Annotated in this window: 19 protein-coding genes; 6 read left to right on the top strand and 13 right to left on the bottom strand. The window is 66.0% G+C overall.

Going from position 1 to position 20972, the window contains the following annotated elements; genetic code table 11:
* Nucleotides 1-26: 26 nt before the first annotated feature.
* Nucleotides 27-311: a helix-turn-helix transcriptional regulator gene (locus AC6CH0_RS14710; protein ID WP_498102128.1), complete on the bottom strand. Its 285-nt coding sequence runs from the start codon at nt 309-311 to the stop codon at nt 27-29.
* Nucleotides 312-1016: 705 nt separating this feature from the next.
* Between AC6CH0_RS14710 and AC6CH0_RS14715 the strand changes: the two genes are divergently transcribed.
* Both AC6CH0_RS14715 and AC6CH0_RS14720 read left to right on the top strand, forming a co-directional pair.
* On the top strand, nt 1017-1427 hold the full coding sequence (locus AC6CH0_RS14715; RefSeq protein ID WP_498102130.1) for a hypothetical protein: 411 nt from the start codon (nt 1017-1019) through the stop codon (nt 1425-1427).
* Nucleotides 1424-1927: an HAD domain-containing protein gene (locus tag AC6CH0_RS14720; protein WP_498102132.1), complete on the top strand. Its 504-nt coding sequence runs from the start codon at nt 1424-1426 to the stop codon at nt 1925-1927. The genes AC6CH0_RS14715 and AC6CH0_RS14720 overlap by 4 nt, the downstream gene beginning before the upstream one ends.
* 181 nt (nt 1928-2108) lie before the next feature.
* On the opposite strand, the gene AC6CH0_RS14725 is transcribed toward AC6CH0_RS14720, so the two are convergent.
* The 11 genes from AC6CH0_RS14725 to AC6CH0_RS14775 all read right to left on the bottom strand — a co-directional run bounded on the left by AC6CH0_RS14725 (nt 2109) and on the right by AC6CH0_RS14775 (nt 14845).
* Nucleotides 2109-5546, bottom strand: coding sequence for an NACHT domain-containing protein (locus AC6CH0_RS14725; RefSeq protein WP_498102134.1), 3438 nt, complete (start codon nt 5544-5546; stop codon nt 2109-2111).
* Between the two features lie 135 nt (nt 5547-5681).
* Nucleotides 5682-7985 carry a tyrosine-type recombinase/integrase gene (locus AC6CH0_RS14730; protein ID WP_498102136.1) on the bottom strand — a complete coding sequence of 768 codons (2304 nt, stop codon included), beginning with the start codon at nt 7983-7985 and terminating at the stop codon, nt 5682-5684.
* On the bottom strand, nt 7979-9103 hold the full coding sequence (locus AC6CH0_RS14735) for a tyrosine-type recombinase/integrase (RefSeq protein ID WP_498102138.1): 1125 nt from the start codon (nt 9101-9103) through the stop codon (nt 7979-7981). The genes AC6CH0_RS14730 and AC6CH0_RS14735 overlap by 7 nt, the downstream gene beginning before the upstream one ends.
* Nucleotides 9075-9926 (bottom strand): DNA-processing protein DprA, encoded by an 852-nt coding sequence (locus tag AC6CH0_RS14740; protein ID WP_498102140.1) that lies wholly within the window; start codon nt 9924-9926, stop codon nt 9075-9077. Before AC6CH0_RS14740 ends, AC6CH0_RS14735 begins: the two co-directional genes overlap by 29 nt.
* Nucleotides 9923-11464, bottom strand: a complete 1542-nt coding sequence (locus AC6CH0_RS14745; RefSeq protein WP_498102142.1) for a YifB family Mg chelatase-like AAA ATPase — start codon at nt 11462-11464, stop codon at nt 9923-9925. Before AC6CH0_RS14745 ends, AC6CH0_RS14740 begins: the two co-directional genes overlap by 4 nt.
* Entirely contained in the window at nt 11464-11820 is a 357-nt protein-coding gene (locus tag AC6CH0_RS14750) for a YraN family protein (protein ID WP_498102144.1), read from the bottom strand. Before AC6CH0_RS14750 ends, AC6CH0_RS14745 begins: the two co-directional genes overlap by 1 nt.
* 105 nt (nt 11821-11925) lie before the next feature.
* The gene (locus AC6CH0_RS14755) at nt 11926-12249 is read right to left on the bottom strand and encodes a DUF2469 family protein (protein WP_022891843.1); all 324 of its coding nucleotides are present in this window, start codon (nt 12247-12249) and stop codon (nt 11926-11928) included.
* 5 nt (nt 12250-12254) lie between these two features.
* A complete protein-coding gene (rnhB, locus tag AC6CH0_RS14760) occupies nt 12255-12935 on the bottom strand; it encodes a ribonuclease HII (protein WP_498102146.1) in 681 nt (226 codons plus the stop codon).
* Between the two features lies 1 nt (nt 12936).
* Entirely contained in the window at nt 12937-13680 is a 744-nt protein-coding gene (lepB, locus tag AC6CH0_RS14765) for a signal peptidase I (RefSeq protein ID WP_498102148.1), read from the bottom strand.
* Nucleotides 13681-13761: 81 nt separating this feature from the next.
* Entirely contained in the window at nt 13762-14109 is a 348-nt protein-coding gene (gene rplS / locus AC6CH0_RS14770) for a 50S ribosomal protein L19 (RefSeq protein ID WP_022891840.1), read from the bottom strand.
* Nucleotides 14110-14320: 211 nt separating this feature from the next.
* A complete protein-coding gene (locus tag AC6CH0_RS14775) occupies nt 14321-14845 on the bottom strand; it encodes a hypothetical protein (protein ID WP_498102150.1) in 525 nt (174 codons plus the stop codon).
* A gap of 86 nt (nt 14846-14931) precedes the next feature.
* Between AC6CH0_RS14775 and map the strand changes: the two genes are divergently transcribed.
* The gene (map, locus tag AC6CH0_RS14780; protein WP_498102152.1) at nt 14932-15699 is read left to right on the top strand and encodes a type I methionyl aminopeptidase; all 768 of its coding nucleotides are present in this window, start codon (nt 14932-14934) and stop codon (nt 15697-15699) included.
* A 75-nt stretch (nt 15700-15774) separates the two neighbouring features.
* Here map and nirD read toward each other — a convergent pair whose 3' ends face one another.
* The gene (gene nirD, locus AC6CH0_RS14785; RefSeq protein ID WP_498102154.1) at nt 15775-16125 is read right to left on the bottom strand and encodes a nitrite reductase small subunit NirD; all 351 of its coding nucleotides are present in this window, start codon (nt 16123-16125) and stop codon (nt 15775-15777) included.
* 198 nt (nt 16126-16323) lie between these two features.
* On the opposite strand from nirD, the gene nirB reads away from it, so the two are divergent.
* From nirB to AC6CH0_RS14800, 3 genes are read left to right on the top strand one after another with little or no spacing between them, the layout of a single operon-like run.
* The gene (nirB, locus tag AC6CH0_RS14790) at nt 16324-18936 is read left to right on the top strand and encodes a nitrite reductase large subunit NirB (protein ID WP_498102156.1); all 2613 of its coding nucleotides are present in this window, start codon (nt 16324-16326) and stop codon (nt 18934-18936) included.
* Nucleotides 18933-19709 carry a uroporphyrinogen-III C-methyltransferase gene (gene cobA, locus AC6CH0_RS14795; RefSeq protein ID WP_498102158.1) on the top strand — a complete coding sequence of 259 codons (777 nt, stop codon included), beginning with the start codon at nt 18933-18935 and terminating at the stop codon, nt 19707-19709. The genes nirB and cobA overlap by 4 nt, the downstream gene beginning before the upstream one ends.
* The gene (locus AC6CH0_RS14800) at nt 19706-20836 is read left to right on the top strand and encodes a uroporphyrinogen-III synthase (RefSeq protein WP_498102160.1); all 1131 of its coding nucleotides are present in this window, start codon (nt 19706-19708) and stop codon (nt 20834-20836) included. The genes cobA and AC6CH0_RS14800 overlap by 4 nt, the downstream gene beginning before the upstream one ends.
* Nucleotides 20837-20972 lie beyond the last annotated feature (136 nt).

Below are 20972 nucleotides of genomic sequence, written 5' to 3' on the forward strand. Positions count from 1 at the left end.
GACAGAGGCACCCAACGAGAAAAGGGTCAGCGAAGCGTCAGATCTGGCGGCTCCGACGGCAATAGATCAGTCAGCTCAACCTCGAGCACTTGCGAGAGCGCAAGGAGTGTCCTTAGCGTCGGGTTCGCTGGGCTCCCGGGCTTCGACTCACCCCGCTCGTATTTCTGATACGTGTACCGGGTCAGGCCGGCACGATACGCCACGTCTTCTTGGCTCAGCGCTCGATCTCGCCGCGCTCGGCGGAGATTGGTAGCGAGCTGTTGGACATAGGTGCTCCAACTCCTCACTGATTCCGCACTGCGCCTCACCACCTCCTCAGCGTGGAGACAGATCGCGCCGTGTATGGCCTAGTCGGTATGGCATAATCCAGAAGGCCATACGAAACAATCGATTTCGCGTTGGATGCCCATCCTCGCCGCCCTCTGCACGTGTGCTGCTTGCTCGTTGCCTTCCGGCCGACGCACGAGCACAGGAGACGTCGTCGGTCGCGAAATGAGGAATGGTGCCGGACGCGAGTCATCTCTGGTGGCCAACAAAACAAGTAGCCCCACCAGCATCATGGGCGTACGTCTTCGAAGATTTCACGGATGAGAGTACGGCCGACCAATGGGGTCTCGCCGCCGCCGTCTTCATCGCGCAGGTACGCCATCGAACCAGTCAAGGGCCGACCTTCTCCGAGCTCTTCCAACACCTCCTCCCTGAGTCAGACGGGCTTCCTGCCCCTTTCCCTCCAGGTCTCGAATACTTGGAACGCCGGCGAGTGCTCCACGCCTTCCGTGGGCACGCAGCGATCGAGTGGCGCCGGAGGGGGTTGATCAGCTGGGACAAGGACGTTCTACGCAGCCTTCGAGTCGGGCGAGCATTCCGGGAGCAGTCCCGAAAGCGTCAAATGAACCGGACGTCGCTGGAGGTCGCTGAGCCTGACTGCGTTGGCGAAGAACACCGGGAGCGCCGGACCATCGGAGGCTCGACCCTCGACGAGCGAGCCGGTGAAGATCTGCCTCCCAGGAGCGCTCATGAGTGAAGAAATCCCTGACTCGATCAAGGAGGTCATTGCCCGGATACCCGCCAGCTGGGGCACGCACTTGGAGGTGGGCCCCGGCTGGTACCGCCTCTTGGCCGGGCTAAATCGTCAGCTCAAGGCCATCGCGCCCGACTATGAACTGCACCAGTGCAAGTCCAAGTTCGGCGCCCTCTGCTTCTACGCGCGACCAACTGATGACCCGGCGATCGAAGTTCCCGAGTTCGATGCGGCCATTCTCGCGGCCGAGTGGCAGAGCATACGGACGTGCGAGGAGTGCGGCGCTCCTGCTCGCCAGTACGTGATCGGAACTTGGGTTTGGACCCTATGCCGTCAGCACGCTGAGCTGGCACTCCGGTCCGCAGCTCGGATCCCATCTGCACCTACGCCATCAGGAGAGGAGTGACCGTCGACGTGGGATGGGTCCTTCTAGTGCTCGACGTGGACGGCACCATCGCGCCGATTCCCCGTGTAGGCGAGCTTCGTCGCGGAGACCACCATCATGCGAGGTGGTTAGCTCATGACGAGGGCATCATTGACGCGCTCGACAAGCAAGCGCGGCGCTCTGGCGTCCGTGTAGCGTGGCTCACCTCGTGGGCGCGCAATCAGGCCCAAGTCGATGCACTTGTCGAACGAGGATTCCAAGGCAGGCTCGCCGGCGATTGCGTCGCTTGGGTCGACTGGCCACATCCAGGATGGCGAATGCGCAGCATCCGTGCTCACCTGCAGTTGCATGCGCCGTCGGCGCTCGTCTGGGCGGATGATCGTGCACCGGCCGACGCGAGCCGCCGCCTTCGTGCAACCTTCAACGGCCCACGACTTATCCTCCGGCCCGACAAGTACGAGGGGCTCGGTCCGGGCGATGTGCGCCGCATTCGCGAGTTCATCAGCCGCCAACTCAGCTAATCGCACGCTTCCCTGACCACTATCTTGTGGCGCGATTCCGCATCCGACACGGCGGGCTCCATCGTCGAATTCGCCAGGCGCTGTTCGATGGATTCCCCTGGGCGCTAGCGTTAGCACGTCTGGGGTCTTCTACGATCGGTCGATATGACCGGAGCTTGTTACCCCTCATCGTGCTCTAGATCTAGGTCTCCTCGAACCACCTGTTCGTCTTCGCAACATCAGCGAGCGCTTTGACTCGCTTTGAATTGCGGGCACCGATGCCATCGATTGCCAACTGGACTACATCGGTCGGCCAATGTTCGGGTCCGCTCAGTATCTCCTTCGCGGCCTGTGCCGAGAGCGAGGCAAGGCGGAGCTCGGAAATGGCGCCACCCGGTGCGAGCACACCGCGAGCGCCATACATGGCCTGCGGTTGAATCTTGCGACTGGAATGGACAGCCCTCAGCACTTCATCCCCGTCGCGAACTCCGGCCCGGAGGATCTCGCTGAGATGTACCTCAAGGCGCGTATCGATTCGCTCGCGAGTCGCCGGAGTTCCGATGGCACGCAGCAGCCACATAGTCGGACCAGAAACGCCAATCTGTCCCAGCCGCAAAGCCTCATCCATTGCCACTTCACGTCCGAATGGAGGCCGGGCAAATCTCGTTAGTGCACTCTCGACGGACATATATTCGCGTGTAGCTAAGCCGGCCACGAGCTGGTCAAGTTCCCGAGCGAGCGCGACCAAGACGGCCGGGCGCGCGTTGGCCAGCACGCTCAGCAACCAGAGCTGTCGCTCGACGTTGGTGCGCCTGGCGTTCAAACTGCTCCGCCACCAGTCGATATCGCTGTGGTGCGCGCGTGATTCGACTTCCGCGTCGATGACCTCCGCCAGCGCGCGTTGGGTGTGCCGCAATGCGCGCGCAAGGTTCGCGAGCGGGAGTGATTGTGGCGCAGCTGTAACGGCTTGTCGGAGGATCCAGCCGTCGCCCCACGCATCGGCAGTTGCGACCAGACGTAGTTGCCAAGCACCGGCGGATTGAACTGGCCGCACCATCTGCTTGGTCGCATTCATGATCCGTGCAAACAACGGTGACGCGTCTTCCTCGACACCTTCAATGCCGGCGTTGAGCTGTACGACGCTCAAAGTGCGTTGGATCGGATCGCGTGAGATCGCTAGTTCAGCCGCGTTCGTCAGGTGCGAAATGGCAGTCACATTTGTCGTGATGCTCAGGGCGCCTGCAGCACCTGCGTTGAGTTCGTTGACGACGTACTGAATGAGCTCATGATCATTCCCGTCGTAGCCGCCGCGAGCCAGGAGGCCCGTGCCCCATTCGCCACCTGACGCCGAGTTCAGCGAGTCGAGAAGGGGGCGAAGCTGACGCTGTTCGATCCCTCGGAAGCACTGTAGCGAAGCGGCAATCGCGAGCCATCGTGATCCGATGTGGTGGTGGGACCACCACCATTCCTGTATTTCGTCGGCGTCGCTTGCGTGTCGAGCAAGACTGGTCGCTACCGATTCCGAGAACGCATCGGCCCCGTTGTCCGCGAGGCGCCGCTTGAGATGGTCAACTGCCTGGGCACGCCCAGCGCGTTCCCCAAGTCGAAGCGGTGAACCGCCCACTTCCAGCAGTCCGTCTTCGGCGAAGACCACGCCAGGGCCTTCCAGAATTTGGTCGACGACGGCGCGGAGGTGAATGTCTGGTTGGCCGTCGTATGTCCGATCGTTCAGGACGAGCGCGGCCATAGACCGGATTTGAGGGTGGGGCGCAACCTTTTTCTCAACAGCGCGAAGGTTGTCACGCAATGCGCGCACCTCCCCCTTCGCCAACATCCCGACAAAGAAGCGGCAAACGTTCGACCAGTACGGGCGCTCCATGAGCGCGTTCAGGCCGTCGTCACGAGAGTTCCCGTTGCCTCGCGGATTCAAGTTGTCAAACATGTGGAGAGCCGCGAAATACTCGCGAAGCGACTGCACCTCGAACTCGAGGGATCCATCCCGCTCAATGAGACACAGCAGTCTGGTCGTGATCGCTGAATAGATATCGTCCGCAAGCTTCTGTTCATTCGGTTGACCAGCTAGATGATCTCGGAGCAGCCGCCGAAGCTCCTCTCGGCTGATCGAACCCGAGCTATGGCCCAGCTCTGCTTTCGATTGCAGGTACCAGCCCAGGAATGCGTGGGTCGTCTCGATGACCTTGCGCTGATCCGCGAGCAACGGCTCTTTTTCTTCGGTCTGCTCGCGATCCAGGAATGTCTGGAGATACGCCTCATACAATTCCGTGCGTTGCTGCGGGAGGAGTTGCCGCCGATGGAGGAGATGCAGCAGAATCGCTAACTGCATCGGGTACGACGCGAGCTCGCGAATATGCGGCACATGCTGGTTGTCCATAAAGGTGGCCCGCAGGTTGCTAGCCGCGCTTTCCGAAAGGCCAGTAACGTCCACCCACTGTTGTAGGTATTGAAGCCGTAGTCCCTGCGTAAGTCGTCGCAAATACAGCGATGGAAACGACGCGTGGAGCGGCGTCAATGAACTGCCCGGACGGGTCGCCACCAAAATAGACAGATTCGCCGCGTCCGGATTCAAGCGGTCCCGAACGCGGGCGATCTCCTCAGTTACGCGCTGCCGCAAGGGCAGACTCGCTACTTCGTCGAGACCGTCGAACGCAAGAAGGAGCGGTTCCGTTGCGACGAGCACAGCGAAGTCGTTCCGCTTGAACGACTTCGCCCCAACATGCTGCCTGATGTCCTCAATCATGAACTCTTCGAGGCTGCGCCAAGATGCACCTGTTCGGCCTCGTCGGTGTTTACGTCGACCTGCAGTCGACGCTTCGTCGCTCGTTGCCCACTGAGCGTACTTGCGGAGATCAACCCGGATAGGGATACGCGCCATAGTGGCCGAACGCACTAACCGTTCATCGCCGGCGCTGTACGCGTCGAGGTCGAGCCGGCGGGCGCGGTGGAACTGACAGATGTACTGCAGCACCGTGGACTTGCCTTGTCCGGGCCCACCAATGAGCGCGGCATTGCCCCGCCAATCTGGGTGGAGTAACGCCTGCGCCGCTCCGGCGACAACAAGTCCGGCGGCGTCTTCGTACGTTTCTGGGTCTCCAGGGTGAGCATCCGCGATCCGTGTCAACAACTCAGCCAGAGGCGAGTCTCGTCTACATCCGACCGGCACATCAACGAACATGGCGTCGACAGACGGCACCTGCAGGTCGACTTGCCGGAATTGAATTGCGTTCTCGGCACCGTATCGGTCCGAAAGGTAGGCGCGGATCGTCGCGTCCAGTTCTCCCCGTCGCTCTTGACGGTTTTCGTGGTCTCGCTTCATACCGACAAGGGTGTCGACGGTAAAGCCCGCGCCACCGTTTGCGTCGATCAGCGAGTGATGCGTTGCGCACAACAGGAGGAGATTCTCGTAGTCATCGAGTTTCGCTGGCGGATACTCGGCGTCGTACCGCGGCCCCGTCGGTCGAGACGAACGAATGTGCGCCTGTTGACCCACAATCGCGATCGACGAGCTCGAGATCTGTGCGTCAGGGCTGTTGATCGTCAGCGCTTGTATACACCCAGGGAAGGCGCATCGATCGTGCGCGCGACTCCAGAGCGCTTTCCGCGTATGCTCCGTAATCGTCATAGCTCCCCTGGATTGCCTCGGGCAATCTTCCCAAAGAACGGCCTTCCGTGGTTACCAAACCTCATCAAGGCCAGGGCCTTGCCCACTCGATGACCCCTGACGCGGCGCTTTGCGGGACTGCGAGCATGTAAAAGATCACGGGCGAGGGCCTCTCCGTTCGAGGGTGAGACGAACGATCGTCGACATCTGCGTGAGTTTCTCATCGGCGGCCCGAAGGCTGATCTCGATGCCCTCCAGCTCCCCGTGCCAGCCCATGCGGGCTGCCTCTCTTTGGCGCTCGAATAGGTTCGCGCGGATGCCTTCGAGCCGTTGCCGTTGTGCGGGGTCGGGTCTGAGCATTGGGCACCGAATACAGGCATGCTCGTGGACGCAGGGGGTGCCGTAGCCACGAGAGCAGGTACCGAGTTCGACCTTCCGCTTTGCGAAGTGGGCCTGGAACTCTTCGATCTCTGTGTGCGTAGGTTCTCGATAGTCCTCGGTCGGGCGCAGCGAGCGTCGGCGATCGACGAAGTCTCGAAAGTGGCGAGCTACGTCCTCGTCAAAGACCGCTGCGTATCCTTGCGTGGTATTGAGGCTCAGATGGCCCATGACCTTCGAAAGTACGTGGACTGGGAGTCCCGATCGCAGCGCGTCGGTCGCGAAGATGCGCCGGAAGTCGTGTGGGGTGAGTCTTGTTGTCTCGTCACCGAAGCCAGCGACCTTGACGGCGTAGGTAACAAACGAGCGGACCGTGCTGTGTGAGAAAACCCGATTATGGGTGCGCAGGGGGGTCTGGAATAGGAACGGTAGCGGCGGGCTGAAGACCTTCTCTGCGTCGTCGTATCTGACTGCGAGAGGAACCGTGTGCTCAGTCCCGCGAATGCGCTGTCTGACCGCTGCAAGGACGTGGGCGAGTTCTGGTGAAACGAGCAGCACCCGTTCTCGATCAGACTTGGACGGGACGATCTGGAGGAGCAGGAGTCGCTCAGCCCCGACTGGCTGATAGGTGAACAGGGCTGTTGCAGTTAGCTCGAGGAGCTCCTCCATGCGAATGCCAGTCTCGTGCAGGATGTGCACTGTCGCCCATGCCCAGAATGCTCGTTCTTCGAGTCGAGCTTGCGATACCACCTCCTGCGTTTCCTCAGCTCGGATTGGGATACTACTGAGCGAAAAGCCGCTGCGGGGCCGCTGGAGGCGCGTGTATGCGGCACCATCGAACTCGAATCTCTCGCCCAGTCCTACACTCATCGCTTTGTCGAGAAGGTTCTTCTGTCGATCCTTATCCCGGTCGACGCTCTGAATCAGGCGAGGCAGATCCGGCGTGAGCCGTCGTATTCGCTGATGAATCTCCGATTGGACGCGCCGTTTCTGTTTCATCGCGCCAGCGGTATCGGAGTGTGCAATGAACGACGGCGCCGCCCATTGTGCCCAGTAGGCGTCCTGGGTCGCCCAGGAGGAAATATCAAGATAGAGCGCCCGTACCGCGAATAGGGTGCGATGGGTGTCTGCACGAGCCACGATCGATTGCTTCCACCACCTCCCAAGCTCGGGTTCGACGCGGAGGTCATCTTGTTTGGGATTTCGCTCGCGCAGCGGGACCCAGAAGTTCCGCAAGAGCTCGTACGAAACGCTGCGGAGACTCGAATAGTCCAAGGACGCCTCGCGGTTGCGCAGGTAGCGCGTGAACATCTCCGCCACCGCTGGAGGTTCGACGCCGTAGAACGCAACAATCTGTGGTGGGTCACGCCGCCCACGATGGGCGAGTTGACGCATGCTCGGGGCATCGGCGGGGGCAATGCCTAGATGTTTCAGCAGATCCCACGCGATTCCAGCGGCAGAACGCACCTTCTTGTCGTCGACGACCCGCGTGTATGCAACAAGGTCTTCGACGGTAACCTCCGTGAGGTGTTTTCCCGTAGCTGCTTGTATCACCCAGAGAGCGCGTCGCCCATCTGCCGGAGTCTTGGTTCGACTGGCGTGATAAGCGGTGTGAGCCTCCTCAAGACCGGTTGACGACCAAGGCAGGTAAGGGCCAAGACGGATTCGACCGTTGCGTGCGAGGAACTGCGCGGACGGGCGAAGGGCATCAGCGCGGATAAGGAGAGAGATGCCCATGCCCGCTCCGGCGCCGGTTGCGGTCGCTCGGTCTCGTAGACCAGGAAACGCGTTCGCCCACGCCATCGCGCCAGGAAACTGCTCGGCTCCGCTCGCAGCCCAGCGCTCTTGCCAAGACTCACCCGGTAGACGCAGCAACGGGTCTATGAACAATTCCATGAGCGGGCGGAAGTCGCGCGTTCCGTTGTTTTCTTCGTTGCGCATGAGTCGCGCGAGCTCGAGCAGTTCCTCGCGAGTTATGTTCGGCCGCGACGGCTCGCGATAGATTGCGAGCCCGGTGGAGGTGCGGTCGTCGGTGGCGCGATCATCCTCGAGAGTTTCGAGGATGGCAAGGTCTTTCACCATGCGGCGTCTCCCATTAGCTCGTTCAGGTCCTGGTGGTCATAACGCATGGTCGTTGAGGGTGCGGGCTTTGGCTGCGGGTTTTCTCGTGCGCGAAGGTGTTCGGCAACACGGTCGAGGACGTCAACGTCATGCTGCCGGACGTAGTGCTCCGTAGTGGAGAGATTCGCATGACCGAGGATGCGTTGCACGTCGACGAGGCTCAGAGCGGGATCCTGAGCCATCTGCGCTGCCGCGGTGTGCCGTAGGTCGTGAAGCTTCACCTTCGCACCGAGCTTTGGCTCGATCTTGCGTAAGAGAGCGCGGGCTGCGTCGTAGGTCAACGGCCGATACGGCCGGCGTAGAGTCCAAAAGACCGGCTGTCCAGGCCGAGTCATTTCGTCGGAGAGTGACTCCTGATAGATGCGCAGCCAGAGGAATGCCGCTGGTGCGGCGGGTATACGTTGCCGAGCACGGGTTCCCTTCCGCACCACTGTGATTTGCTGCCGACCGGGATCCACATCTTCGATCCTGACGCCCAGAAGTTCCGATGGACGCGCGGCGCTGGAAAGGTAGAACGCCAGCAAGGCACGATCGCGAGGATGATCCAGAACACGGAACAACTCGGTGATTCGCTGTTCCGAGATCGATCGCGGAAGAGTCTCGGGGACGCGTTGTCGGAGGTCAGCCCTCCGTCCATGTTGGAGTGATGTCTCGGGGTTGTGATGAGCGGCGAACCGCCCACCTCGCGAAGGTGTGCGCTCGGGCACCGGGTTGATCAGGGGACCTCGTTGCTGGGCGATGTGAAATCCGTAGAACTCGGATACCACAGCGAGATTGTGGTTGATCGTCCGTGGACTCAGGGGTTGCGTGCACAGCGATGACGATTGCTTACACGCAAGCACAAAGTCCCGTACTGACTCCCGGACTGCTCGGTCCCACTCGACATGGGTCACGCCTAGGTGGCGACACCAACGCAGCATCCCATATGCGTACGACCTGACGCTCAACTCGGCATTCCCGGACGCCCAAAAGTCCAGAAGGAACGCTTCAACGTGGGAAAGCGAAGCTCCGTCCTCACCCAGCACGATCCAGAATGGCGGGTCGGGAGTCCTAACAACCCTCCCTGGCAATCGATGCATGCACCGAGCCTGCCACGGGGCTATAGCCACTGCGGACAGTAGTCCGGTCAACACACCGCCACTTCGTCGGTGCGGCGCCGCACGGCAATTCCGAGATGACCGCTCCCGTGTCGACGATGCGGGAGAGCAACGTCTCGTGCCCCATCGGGTAGAACCGGTCGACACCGCCCGCGAGGAACGCGACGGTCGTGCCGTCGCTCGCGAGCGCGGCACGGTGGGCCATACCGTCGATGCCGTACGCCCCGCCGGAGACGACGGCGAAGCCGCGGTCGACGAGACCGGCCGAGGCCTCCATGGTCACGTGTTCGCCATATCCGGTTGCGGCACGCGCACCGACGAGGGAGATCGAGGCCGGAGAAGCGACGAGAGCGTCGGGGCGTCCGCGTGCCCAGAGCCCGAGCGGCGCGTGCACGCCGAGCTCGTCGATTCCCGGCGGCCAGCCGGCGTCGCCGGGCACCATCAGCCGAGCTCCCACACGGGCGGCCTGCGCGAGCGAGCGTACGAACACCTCGTGGTCGATGCGAGGCGACCAACGGTCGAGGCCGCCCTTCGCCTCGCGTTCGTCGACGGTGCCGCCACGGCGGAGCACTTCATCGACGAGACGAATCGGGCTCGCCGCGTCGAGCAGCAGTTCGACGGCGGTGACGGCGCCGACGGCATCGACCACTCGACCGAGGACGCCGTCACCGGGCTCCGCGACCGCGCCGAGGAGCGCACGTGCGAAGAGTTCTGTCTGCACGGCGGGATCGTCGTCGAACCCAGGCGGACGAACGGCAGCGAGCTCGGCACGCAAGCCGATCGCTGCGGTGCGGACGGCGGTCATATCGAGAGCCCCTTTCTCAGGAACAGCGCCCGACCGACGTGTTCGAGCCCGGGGGCCGGCGCACCGTCGAGATCGGCGAGCGTCCACGACACCTTCAGGATGCGGTCGTAGCCGCGCATGGTCACGCCCCCGAGCTCGAGTGCCCGGTCGAGATCAGCGGTCGCCCGGCCGCCCGGATGGAGACCGCCCGCACCGCGCAGCCAGGGACCCGGCATCTGTGCGTTGGTGCGCCACGGCGTGCCGCGCAACCGTCTCGCCGCTCGCCCGCGCGCCTCGATGACCCGCTCGCGCGCCTCCGCGGTCGAGACTCCGGGGCGTTCAGCCGCGACCCGAAGACCCGCTGCGGTGATGCGCGGCACCCAGAGCTGCACATCGAGCCGATCGAGGAGCGGCCCCGAGATGCGCGCCAGGTAGCGACGGCGCGCGGCTGGAGGACACGTGCACTCGGCCAGCTTCGACCCGTGGTTGCCGCACGGACACGGGTTCGCGGCGAGCACGAGCTGGAACCTCGCGGGGAACGACGCGATGGCGTTCGCCCGGTGGATCGCGATGCTGCCCGACTCGAGCGGCTGTCGCAGCACATCGAGCACCGCCGACGGAAACTCGGGCGCCTCGTCGAGGAAGAGCACGCCGTGCGAGGCGCGAGCCGCGGCGCCCGGCCGGATCAGGCGACTGCCGCCTCCGACCATCGCGGCCGCGGTCGCCGTGTGGTGCGGCGCCTCGAACGGCGGGCGGCGGGACAAGCCAGAGCGCATCGGCCGGCCGGCGAGCGAGCGGAGCGAGGCGACCTCGAGCGCTTCTTCGGTGTCGAGGTCGGGCAGGATGCCCGGCAGGCGGGAGGCGAGCATCGTCTTGCCTGCGCCCGGCGGCCCGAGGAGGTACACGTGATGACCGCCGGCTGCGGCCGCGAGCAACGCTTCGACCGCGGACTCGTTGCCGGCCACATCGGCGAGATCGCCGGGCGACTCCTCGACCGAATCGGTGCGATCGGGAGCCGGCACGACCTCGAAGTCGCGCTCGGCGAACGCCCCGCCGTGACGTATCGCCGCATCGAGCAGCGAGACGACGCCGATGACGGAGACGCCCGGTACCAGGCCGGCCTCATCGGCGTTCGCCGCCGGCACCATCACGGTGTCGTACCCGGAGCGCACTGCCGCGAGCACGGCGGGAAGGATGCCGTCGATGGGCCGGAGCCGCCCGTCGAGACCGAGCTCGCCGAGATGCACGACCTGCTCGACCGAATCCGCGGAGATCTCTCCGGACGCCGCGAGACAGGCGACCGCGATCGCGAGGTCGAAGCCGGAGCCGTGCTTCGGCAGGGCCGCAGGCGACAGGTTGACGGTCAATCGTCGCGACGGCAGCGGGCAACCGGCATTGACGGCGGCGGCGCGCACGCGATCGCGCGCTTCGCCCAGTGCGGCATCTGGCAGTCCGATGATCACGAACGCAGGCAGTTGCGAGGAGAGGTCGGCTTCGACCTCGACGATCGAACCGGCGAGGCCGAGGAGCGCCACCGAGCGGGTGCGAGCGACGGGCATCAGTTGATGCCCTCGAGGTGCTCGATGAGCGCAGGCGACTCGGTGGGTGCGAGCACCGCGACGGCGTCGATGCGGATGCGAGAGACCGCGGCATCCGTCGCCTCGCACCACGCGATCGCAAGTCGTCGCATGCGGGCGAGCTTCAGCGGGGTGATCGCCTCGAACGGGTGCCCGTACTCCCCCGAGGTGCGCGTCTTGACCTCGACGAAGACCGTGTCGCGGCCGTCACGAGCGACGATGTCGATCTCACCGATGCGACACCGCCAGTTGCGCTCGAGCACCTGCATGCCACGAGCCTCGAGATGCTCGACCGCCAACTGTTCGCCGTGCCGGCCGAGCTCTGCATTGTGCGCCATCCGCACCACCTCCGCGACCAGCGTCGCGGTCGGCGATGCGCTGGGCGGGTCGGAACGCTTCGGCGGTGCAGAACTCCCCGTGATTCCCGCTGGGGAGACAGAGTGCTACTCGTCGAGTGCGAGTTCTTTCGGCAACTCGAACTCGCGCGTGGCCAGCTCTTCGACATTGACGTCTTTGAAGGTGAGCACCCGCACCGACTTGACGAAGCGGTCGGCGCGATACACGTCCCAGACCCAGACGTCTTTCATCGTCAGCTCGAAGTAGAAGTCGTGCTCGGTGTCTCGCCGGACGAGTTCGACCTCGTTCGCGAGGTAGAACCGTCGTTCGGTCTCGACCACGTACTTGAACTGCGAGACGATATCGCGGTACTCCCGATACAGGGCCAGCTCGACCTCGCGGTCGTAGTCTTCGAACTCGTCCTCATCCATCGCACTCATCCTACGCCGAGGTCGAAGAGAGTCAGCGCCGCCGGCGCACGATCGTGCAACCACGTCGTGCGATGCAGCTCGCTCGGACCGTGCTCGTCGATCGCAGCGAAGTGCGCCCGGCTCGAGTACCCCTTGTTCTCGTCCCAGGAGTAGAGCGGCCGTTCATCGTGGGCGCGGCGCATTCCGCGGTCTCGGTGCACCTTCGCGATGACGGATGCCGCGGCGACCGAGGCACAGTCGCGGTCGGCCTTGATGCGGGTGACGACGCGCGCGCGATGTTCGATCGAGACACTCAGCCAGTCGTGGTTGCCGTCGAGGAGCAGCGGCACCTCGGCGGCCAATTCGGTGGCAGCCGAGAGCTCTGCGTACGCCCGTGCGCCGGCCAGGCCGAGGCAGGCCATGATGCCGAGCTCGTCGATCTCGGCCGCGCTCGCCTCGCCGACCGCCGACGCGCGCACCCAGGCTGACGCCTTCGGCGCCATCGCCTCGCGACGCGGTTCGCTCAAGAGCTTCGAGTCGCGCAGCCCGGCTGGCATGCGGCGCACCCCCGAATCGATCAGGACGAGGCCGACGGTGACCGGTCCGGCGAGCGCACCGCGGCCGACCTCGTCGCAGGCGAGCATCATGGGCGCGCCGGCGAGGAACTCGCGTTCGGCGCGAAGGGTCGGCACGGTGACGGGAGCCATGTCAGCGCCCGGCCTCGTCGACGCCGTCGAAGACCTGGGGGTAGTTGTCGAGCCACGCCCAGTGGTCGAGCGGCCAGCTCACGACGAAGGCACGGCCGACGACGTTCTCGACGGGCACGAACCCCTTGAGCGGCGTGGAGCCGTTGTACCGGGAGTCCTTCGAGTTGTTGCGGTTGTCGCCCATGACCCAGAGCGAGCCCTCGGGCACCTTCACGTCGAAGTCATCGCGCGAGGCCTTCGTGTCACCCGGCGGCAGGGCGACGTACGGCTCATCGAGCGGCACGTCGTTGACGCTCATCTGGCCGAGCGCGTTGCAGCAGACGACGTGATCGCCGGGCAGGCCGATGAGGCGCTTGACGAGGTGGTCGTTCGAGTCGGGTGCCGACAGCCCCACGAACGCCATGAACCAGTCGACCGCGGCCACGAGCGGCGGCTGCGGCTCCTCGACACGAGCCGGGAGCCATCCGCCCGGGTCTTTGAACACGACGACGTCGCCGCGTTCGAGCGGCGTGACCTCGGGAACCAGTTGGTTCACGATGATGCGATCGTCTTTCACGAGGGTCTGTTCCATCGACTGCGACGGAATGAAGAACGACCTGATGAGGAACGTCTTGATGAGGAACGAGACGAGCACTGCCACCACGAAGATGACGAGCAGGTCTCGAAGGAACAGGAGGATGCTGCGTTGTCTGTTCGGCGTTGCCGAATGCGCGCGATCTGTTCGCGTGCCTGTGTCGTCTGTCATTAAACCGCCCGAGCTCCTCACCCAGTCTAGGGGTGAGGAGCTCGGGGACGAGTTCGCGTCGGGCGCGATCCGCGGAGCGGATCAGCTGTCGCGCTTCTCCTTGATCTTCGCCTTCTTGCCGCGGAGCTTGCGCAGGTAGTACAGCTTCGCGCGACGCACGTCACCGCGCGTGACGACCTCGATGTGGTCGATCACGGGCGAGTGCACCGGGAACTTGCGCTCCACGCCGACCTGGAAGCTGACCTTGCGGACCGTGAAGGTCTCGCGCACGCCTTCGCCCTGACGGCCGATGACGACACCCTGGAAGACCTGGATGCGGGCGCGCGTGCCTTCGATGATGTTGACGTGCACCTTGACGGTGTCGCCGGGGCGGAAGTCGGGGACATCCGACCTCAGGCTCGCGGCGTCGACATGGTCGAGGATGTGCATGATGGTTCGCTCTCTGCGCCCGCAACCGGTCGAACGCTGATCAATGGATGGAAGTTCTGGTGCCGCCTCGCACGAGCGACTCGTGCGTGCGCGCTCCCCGGAGGCAGAGACCTGCGGCGGCACAATCCTCCATTGTGCCATGCCGGAGGCTCACCCGGCAAAAGCTGGTGACGGATGCCTCGTCTCGATGATCGGGCGAGACCGTGCGGTGCTACTCGCGCACCTCGTGGATGATGATCACGTCGTCGCCGCCGTCGTCGAACGGCGGGCGGCGGGCTCCAGGTGCCGGCGCTCCGGTCGACGGCGCCGAGGACGACGGCGACTGTTCGGCCGCGAGCCGTTCGAACTCGGCCATCGACGCCTTGACGCGGTTGGCGCCGTCGGTGACCAATTGCCACACGGCGAGCCAGAACGCCGCGATCGCGAGCAGGATGGCGAGCACCCCGAAGAGCGTCGCGGATGCTCCGTAGAACCCGGTCGCGATGATCGCGAGATGCCAGGCACTGAGCACACCGGCGTCGGTCCACGACACGGCTCGCTCCTGGCGAACGGTCGGTCGCACTCCGATGAGGAGCGCCACGATGCCGAGCACGACGAACCCGACGGGAACCACGACGACGAGGCCGAGCGTGCCCCAGCCGCCTCCCCCGAAGATGGCCCAGCCGACCGCGAGCCAGACGGGCAGCACGACGACCGCGATCATCTGCCATCGATAGAGCGCACGCCGCACAAGCATGGTTCCAGCGTAATCGGCACTCCCTGCACGCGAGCCGGGTGTTCACTCAGGGCGGAGCCGACAGAATGGGGGTGGAGAGGATGAGCGTGATTGAACTTCGTACCACCGCCGAGATCGAGGAGATGCGGCCGGCCGGCCGGTTCGTGGCGAGCGTGCTGGAGGCGACCTCGGCTGCTGCAGCCGCCGGCGTGAACCTGCTCGAGCTCGACGCCCTCGCGCACGAGATGATCCGCGCCTCGGGCGCCGAGAGCTGCTACATCGACTACCATCCGTCGTTCGGCGCGAGCCCGTTCGGCAAGGTGCTCTGCACCTCGGTGAACGACGCGGTGCTGCACGGGCTCCCCCATGACTACACTCTGCGCGACGGCGACCTGTTGAGTCTGGACTTCGCGGCGTCAGTGAACGGATGGGTCGCCGACTCGGCGATCTCGGTCGTCGTCGGCACCGCGCGCGACGAAGACCTGCGGCTGATCGACACGACACGACGGGCGCTCGACGCCGGCATCGCCGCTGCTCGCGTCGGCAACCGCATCGGCGATATCTCGCGGGCCATCGCGGACGTCGCGAAGGCCGAGGGCTACTCGATCAACACCGACTTCGGCGGGCACGGCGTCGGGCGCACCATGCACGGCGACCCGCACATTCCGAACAATGGGCGCCCCGGACGAGGCCTGCCGCTCAAGCCCGGGCTCGTCATCGCGATCGAGCCGTGGTTCCTCGAGACGACCGACCGCATCTTCACCGATCCGGACGGCTGGACGCTGCGCAGCGCCGACGGCTCTCGCGGCGCGCACTCGGAGCACACCATCGCGGTCACCGAGGGCGACCCCATCGTGCTCACGCAGCGTTCCTGAGCGCACGGCGCGCCTGAGCGCGCAGCGCTCCTGAGCGCACGGCGCTCCTGAGCGCGGAAGGCCCGCGCCGAGGTCTCACGCCTCGAGTTCCACCTCGATCATGCCGCCGACGATGCGGGTGCGATAGGTCCGCAGCGCGAGCGCCGAGTCGGTGAAGCACTCTCCGGTGCCGAGGTCGTAGACCTGCTTGTGCAGGGGCGAGGCGATCGTCGGTCGGTCGCCTCGCGAGCCGACGATGCCCCGGGCCATCACGGGCGCGCCCGTGTGGGGGTCGTGGTGATCCACGGCGTACACCTCGTCTCCGGTGAGTCGGATCAGGGCGACCTGTGTGCGCCCGAGCAGGGCGACCTCACCCCAGCCCACTTCCAGTTCGTCGACCGCGCAGGTACTCGTCCACGTGGTGGTCGTCTCGAGCGTCAACGACATGACGGCTCCTCTCGTCGTGCCCTCGACGCTAGGCGGACGGTGTTTCCCGCGACGCCTTCAGATGTTTCGACGGGGTGAAACCGTCCTCACATGGCTCTCCACCGGCAGTGCGGCGGAGGACCGCTGCGGTTACCGGCCCGAAACAGGGCGGAAACCGGCCGGTCGTACGCTCGCCTCATTCGAGCCACGGAGGCAGCCATGACCGAGAGCAACACCGCCGCATCAGGCGTGCGCGACGTCGTCATCGTCGGCGGCGGGCCCGCAGCGCACCGACTCGCCGACAGCCTGCACGCCCGCGATGCCGACCGCACCCTGCGGGTCACCGTCGTCGGCGAGGAGATCCACGAACCGTACGATCGCGTGGCGCTCAGCACGAGACTCGCGGATGGCGCGGCAGACCTCACCCTGCGGCCGTCGTCGATGTGGGCCGACGGCCACGTCCGCCTCCTCACCGGCGAGCGCGTCGTCGCCATCGACCCCGGTGCGCACACCGCGACCACTTCGGGTGGCCTCGCCCTGCACTGGGATGAGCTCGTGCTCGCCACCGGATCGAGCGCCCCGGTGCCCGAGATTCCCGGGCACGAGCACGCTCGCGTGTACCGCACGATCGACGATGTCGACGCCCTGGTCGCCGAGACCCGCGAGCTCGCGGAACGTCACGGGCGTCCGGCGCAGGTCGTCGTCGCCGGCGGCGGACTGCTCGGGCTCGAAGCAGCGGGCGGGCTCGCCAAGCTCGGCGCCCACGCAGCCGTCGTGCACTCGGGCGGCTGGCTCATGTCGGCCCAGCTCGACGAAGGCGCCGGCCGTGCACTCGGTCGCATCATCTCCGGGCAGGGCATCGGCCTCCACCTCGGCACACGCCCGGCGGCGATCCTTATCGAGAGCGACGCTGTCACCGGCGTGGAGCTCACGAACGGCCGAGTCATCTCGGCAGATCTCCTCGTCTTCGCCATCGGCATCAGCCCGCGCGATGAACTCGCGCGGGGAATCGGGCTCGAGCTCGGCCCGCGCGGCGGCGTGGCGATCAGCACGGCGTGCGCGGCATCCGAACCGCACATCTGGGCGATCGGCGAGGTCGCGAGCTTCGAGGGACGCTGCACCGGCCTCGTCGCCCCAGCGAACGCCATGGCCGAGGTGGTCGCCGATCGACTGCTCGGCGGCGCGGCCGAGTTCACGAGCGTCGATGACGCGACGAAGCTGAAGCTCTCGGGCGTCGACGTGGCGAGTTTCGGCGACGCGCTCGGCCGCACCGAGCAGGCGCTCGAGATCGTCTACGCCGACCCCGCTCGCGGGCTCTACCAGAAGCTCGTCATGACCGACGATGCGAAGACGCTGCTCGGCGGCATCTTCGTCGGCGACGCCTCCCCGTACGCATCGTTGCGGCCGCTGCTCGGCACGCAGCTCTCGAGCGAGCCCGCCGCCTACCTCTCGGCATCGGGCATGGAGCCGCCTGCGAACGACGAGCTGCCCGACGCCGCGCTCGTCTGCGCCTGCAACAACGTCGCAGCCGGCACCATCCGCGATGCGGTGAACGGCGGACCCGAGGGTCATGCAGAGGGATGCACCGAGCTCGGCGCCCTGAAGACCTGCACTCGGGCGGGCACGCAGTGCGGCTCGTGCGTGCCGCTCGTGAAGAAACTGCTCGAGTCCGAGCTGAAGAAGTCGGGCGTCACGCCCTCGCGCGCGCTGTGCGAGCACTTCGAACTCTCGCGGCAGGAGCTCTTCGAGTCGATCCGCGTGCTCGAACTGACCTCGTTCGACGAGATCATCGTCCGCCTCGGCAGCGGCAGGGGCTGCGACGTCTGCAAGCCGGTCGTGGGCTCGATCCTCGCCGCCCAGCACGGTTCGTACATCCTCGACGGCGGCCGCGGCGGCCTGCAGGACACGAACGACCGCGCCATGGCCAACATGCAGAAGGACGGCACCTATTCGGTGGTCCCGCGCATCCCCGCGGGAGAGATCACGCCGCAGAAGCTCGCCGTGATCGCCCAGGTCGCGACGGACTTCGGCCTCTACACGAAGATCACCGGCGGCCAGCGCATCGACCTCTTCGGCGCCCGGCTCGACCAGCTGCCCGAGATCTGGAAGCAACTCGTCGACGCCGGATTCGAATCGGGACAGGCGTACGGCAAGGCCCTGCGCAACGTGAAGAGCTGCGTCGGCTCGACCTGGTGCCGCTACGGCGTGCAGGACTCGGTGGCGATGGCCGTGCAGCTCGAACTCCGCTACCGGGGCCTGCGTTCACCGCACAAGTTGAAGTTCGGCGTCTCGGGATGTGCTCGCGAATGCGCCGAGGCACGGGCGAAGGATGTCGGCGTGATCGCCACCGACCAGGGCTGGAACATGTACGTGGGCGGCAACGGCGGCTTCCAGCCCGCTCACGCGCAGCTGCTCGCGAGCGACCTCGACGACGAGACGCTGCTGCGCTACATCGACCGCTACATCATGTACTACATCCGCACTGCGGACCGACTGCAGCGCACCGCCCGCTGGATCGAGGACATCGAAGGCGGGCTCGACCATGTGCGCGATGTCGTCGTGAACGACTCACTCGGCCTCGCCGAGGAGCTCGAGCACGCGATGACGAAGCACGTCGACACGTATGAAGACGAGTGGGCGGCGACCCTCGCCGATCCCGACCGGTTGCGGCGCTTCCGCTCCTTCGTGAACGCGCCGAACGAGCCCGACCCTTCGATCGCTCGCGTTCCCGAACGCGAGCAGTTCCGCCCGGCGACCGCTGAAGAACGAGAGCGGGGCGAGGCCGTGCTCGTCGCCGGCACGACCATTCCCGTTCGGGGAGCCGACGCATGACGGGCCGGGTGACCCTCGTCGGCGGCGGCCCGGGGCGTGAAGACCTGCTGACGCTCGCCGCGTTGCGAGCGCTCGGCGAAGCCGACGTGGTGCTCTATGACCGGCTCGCGCCCCACGATCGCCTGCACCACCTCGCTCCGAACGCCGAGCTCGTCGACGTCGGCAAGCGGCCGGGCCACCACGCCGTGCCGCAGTCCGAGATCGAGGCCCAACTCGTCGAGCAGGCACTCGCCGGGCGCCACGTCGTGCGCCTGAAGGGCGGAGATCCGTACGTGCTCGGCCGCGGTAGCGAGGAGGTCATCGCGTGTCACGCGGCGGGAGTGCCCGTCGAGGTCATTCCGGGCGTGACGAGCGCCGTCGCCGTTCCCGGCGCGGCCGGCATCCCCCTGACCCATCGCGGAGTCAGCCACCTCTTCACCGTCGTCTCCGGCCATGCACCGCTCACCGACGACGAGCTCGGCCACCTCGCCGGCCTCGGCGGCACCATCGTCGTGCTCATGGGCGTGAACTCCCTGCCGTCGCTCACCGCCGGACTCGCGCGCCACGGCATGCCGGCCGGGATGCCCGTCGCCATCATCGAACGCGGCTTCCAGGCGGACCAGCGCACCACGACCGGCGATCTCAGCGGCATCGTGCTGGCGGCCGGCCGCGCACACGTGACCTCGCCCGCCGTGGTCGTGGTCGGCGAGGTCGTGCGGCTCGCCTACGACGGTGACGCCAGCGCCGCAGAACTCATGCAGCGGGCCGCCGGATTCACCGCGGTGGCGTCATGACCGACGTCGCCGAATGCCCGCCGGGCTTCCGCGCGGACCAACTCGAGGGGTTCCGCATCGGCGTGACCAGCGACCGCCGCTCGGCCGACCTCATCGATGCCCTGGCCCGGCGTGGAGCACAGGTGCTGCACGCACCGACATTGCGCATGGCGAACGCCGTCTCGGACGACCCGGTGATCGCCGACACCCGCGCCATCATCGAGGCGCGACCCGACGTGCTGCTCGCCACGACCGCCTACGGGGTGCGCCGCTGGTTCGAGGTCGCGGATGCCGCGGGGCTCGGCGAGGAGCTCGTCGACGCGCTCTCCCGAACGGCGATCCTGGTGCGCGGGCCGAAGGCACGCGGAGGCATCCGTGCCGCCGGCCTGAACGACGTCGGCATGAGTGCCGAGGAGACCACCGAATCTCTCATCGACGAGGTGCTCGCGACGAGACCCGCTGGGCTCACGGTCGCCGTGCAGCTGCATGGCTTCCTGAACCCGTCGCAGCTCGATCGCCTGCGCGACGCGCACGACCGAGTGCTGACCGTCGAGCCGTACCGGTGGATCGAGCCCGACGAGTCCGACGAGCGGGTCGATCGCTTGATCGAGTCCGCCTGCACCGGCGGACTCGACTGCATCACGTTCACGAGCGCCCCCGCGGTGCACGCGCTGCTCGCCGCGGCCGAGGTTCGGGGACGATACGACGATCTCGTCGACGCCATGTGCGGCCCGGTCGTCGCGGCCGTCGTCGGGCCTGTCACCGCAGCACCGCTCATCGCCGCCGGTGTCGAGCCCATCCAGCCGGAGCGGTATCGGATGGGTGCGCTCATCCGGCTCGTCTGCGAGCATCTCGAATCGAACCGGGTGGTCCGGCTCGACACGCGCCGCGGCCCCGTCGAGCTTCGCGGCGCAGTCGTCGTCGTCGACGAGCGTCACGTCGCGCTGCCCCCGGTCGCCCTCACGATCCTCCGCACGCTCGTGCAGGCGCGGGGATCGGTCGTGTCCCGGGACCGGCTCACCGCCGCACTCCCCGGCACGAACGACGAGCACGCCCTCGAGGTGGCCCTGAGCCGGCTCCGCCAGACGATCGGCGTCCCGGGGCTCATCGCGACGGTCGTCAAGCGCGGCTACCGGATGGACGTCTGATGACGACCTCACACCCCGCTGCACGCCGGGTGAGCAGCTGGAGACGCAGGGTTTACGACCGGCACGCCCCGCGGAAACACCGGCCGAATAGCGTCGGGCACACCAGCTCGACCCCGTGACCGACTCTCCCCGGAGG

The sequence above is a fragment of the Agromyces sp. GQ35 genome (genome assembly GCF_059758475.1).

Excerpts from the sequence above, each read along its gene's own strand:
- AC6CH0_RS14715 (WP_498102130.1), top strand. The coding sequence starts at position 1,017 with ATGAGTGAAGAAATCCCTGACTCGATCAAGGAGGTCATTGCCCGGATA.
- AC6CH0_RS14725 (WP_498102134.1), bottom strand. The coding sequence starts at position 5,546 with ATGACGATTACGGAGCATACGCGGAAAGCGCTCTGGAGTCGCGCGCAC.
- AC6CH0_RS14730 (WP_498102136.1), bottom strand. The coding sequence starts at position 7,985 with ATGGTGAAAGACCTTGCCATCCTCGAAACTCTCGAGGATGATCGCGCC.
- AC6CH0_RS14735 (WP_498102138.1), bottom strand. The coding sequence starts at position 9,103 with ATGCATCGATTGCCAGGGAGGGTTGTTAGGACTCCCGACCCGCCATTC.
- AC6CH0_RS14740 (WP_498102140.1), bottom strand. The coding sequence starts at position 9,926 with ATGACCGCCGTCCGCACCGCAGCGATCGGCTTGCGTGCCGAGCTCGCT.
- AC6CH0_RS14745 (WP_498102142.1), bottom strand. The coding sequence starts at position 11,464 with ATGCCCGTCGCTCGCACCCGCTCGGTGGCGCTCCTCGGCCTCGCCGGT.
- AC6CH0_RS14750 (WP_498102144.1), bottom strand. The coding sequence starts at position 11,820 with ATGGCGCACAATGCAGAGCTCGGCCGGCACGGCGAACAGTTGGCGGTC.
- AC6CH0_RS14755 (WP_022891843.1), bottom strand. The coding sequence starts at position 12,249 with ATGGATGAGGACGAGTTCGAAGACTACGACCGCGAGGTCGAGCTGGCC.
- rnhB (WP_498102146.1), bottom strand. The coding sequence starts at position 12,935 with ATGGCTCCCGTCACCGTGCCGACCCTTCGCGCCGAACGCGAGTTCCTC.
- lepB (WP_498102148.1), bottom strand. The coding sequence starts at position 13,680 with ATGACAGACGACACAGGCACGCGAACAGATCGCGCGCATTCGGCAACG.
- rplS (WP_022891840.1), bottom strand. The coding sequence starts at position 14,109 with ATGCACATCCTCGACCATGTCGACGCCGCGAGCCTGAGGTCGGATGTC.
- AC6CH0_RS14775 (WP_498102150.1), bottom strand. The coding sequence starts at position 14,845 with ATGCTTGTGCGGCGTGCGCTCTATCGATGGCAGATGATCGCGGTCGTC.
- nirD (WP_498102154.1), bottom strand. The coding sequence starts at position 16,125 with ATGTCGTTGACGCTCGAGACGACCACCACGTGGACGAGTACCTGCGCG.
- nirB (WP_498102156.1), top strand. The coding sequence starts at position 16,324 with ATGACCGAGAGCAACACCGCCGCATCAGGCGTGCGCGACGTCGTCATC.
- cobA (WP_498102158.1), top strand. The coding sequence starts at position 18,933 with ATGACGGGCCGGGTGACCCTCGTCGGCGGCGGCCCGGGGCGTGAAGAC.
- AC6CH0_RS14800 (WP_498102160.1), top strand. The coding sequence starts at position 19,706 with ATGACCGACGTCGCCGAATGCCCGCCGGGCTTCCGCGCGGACCAACTC.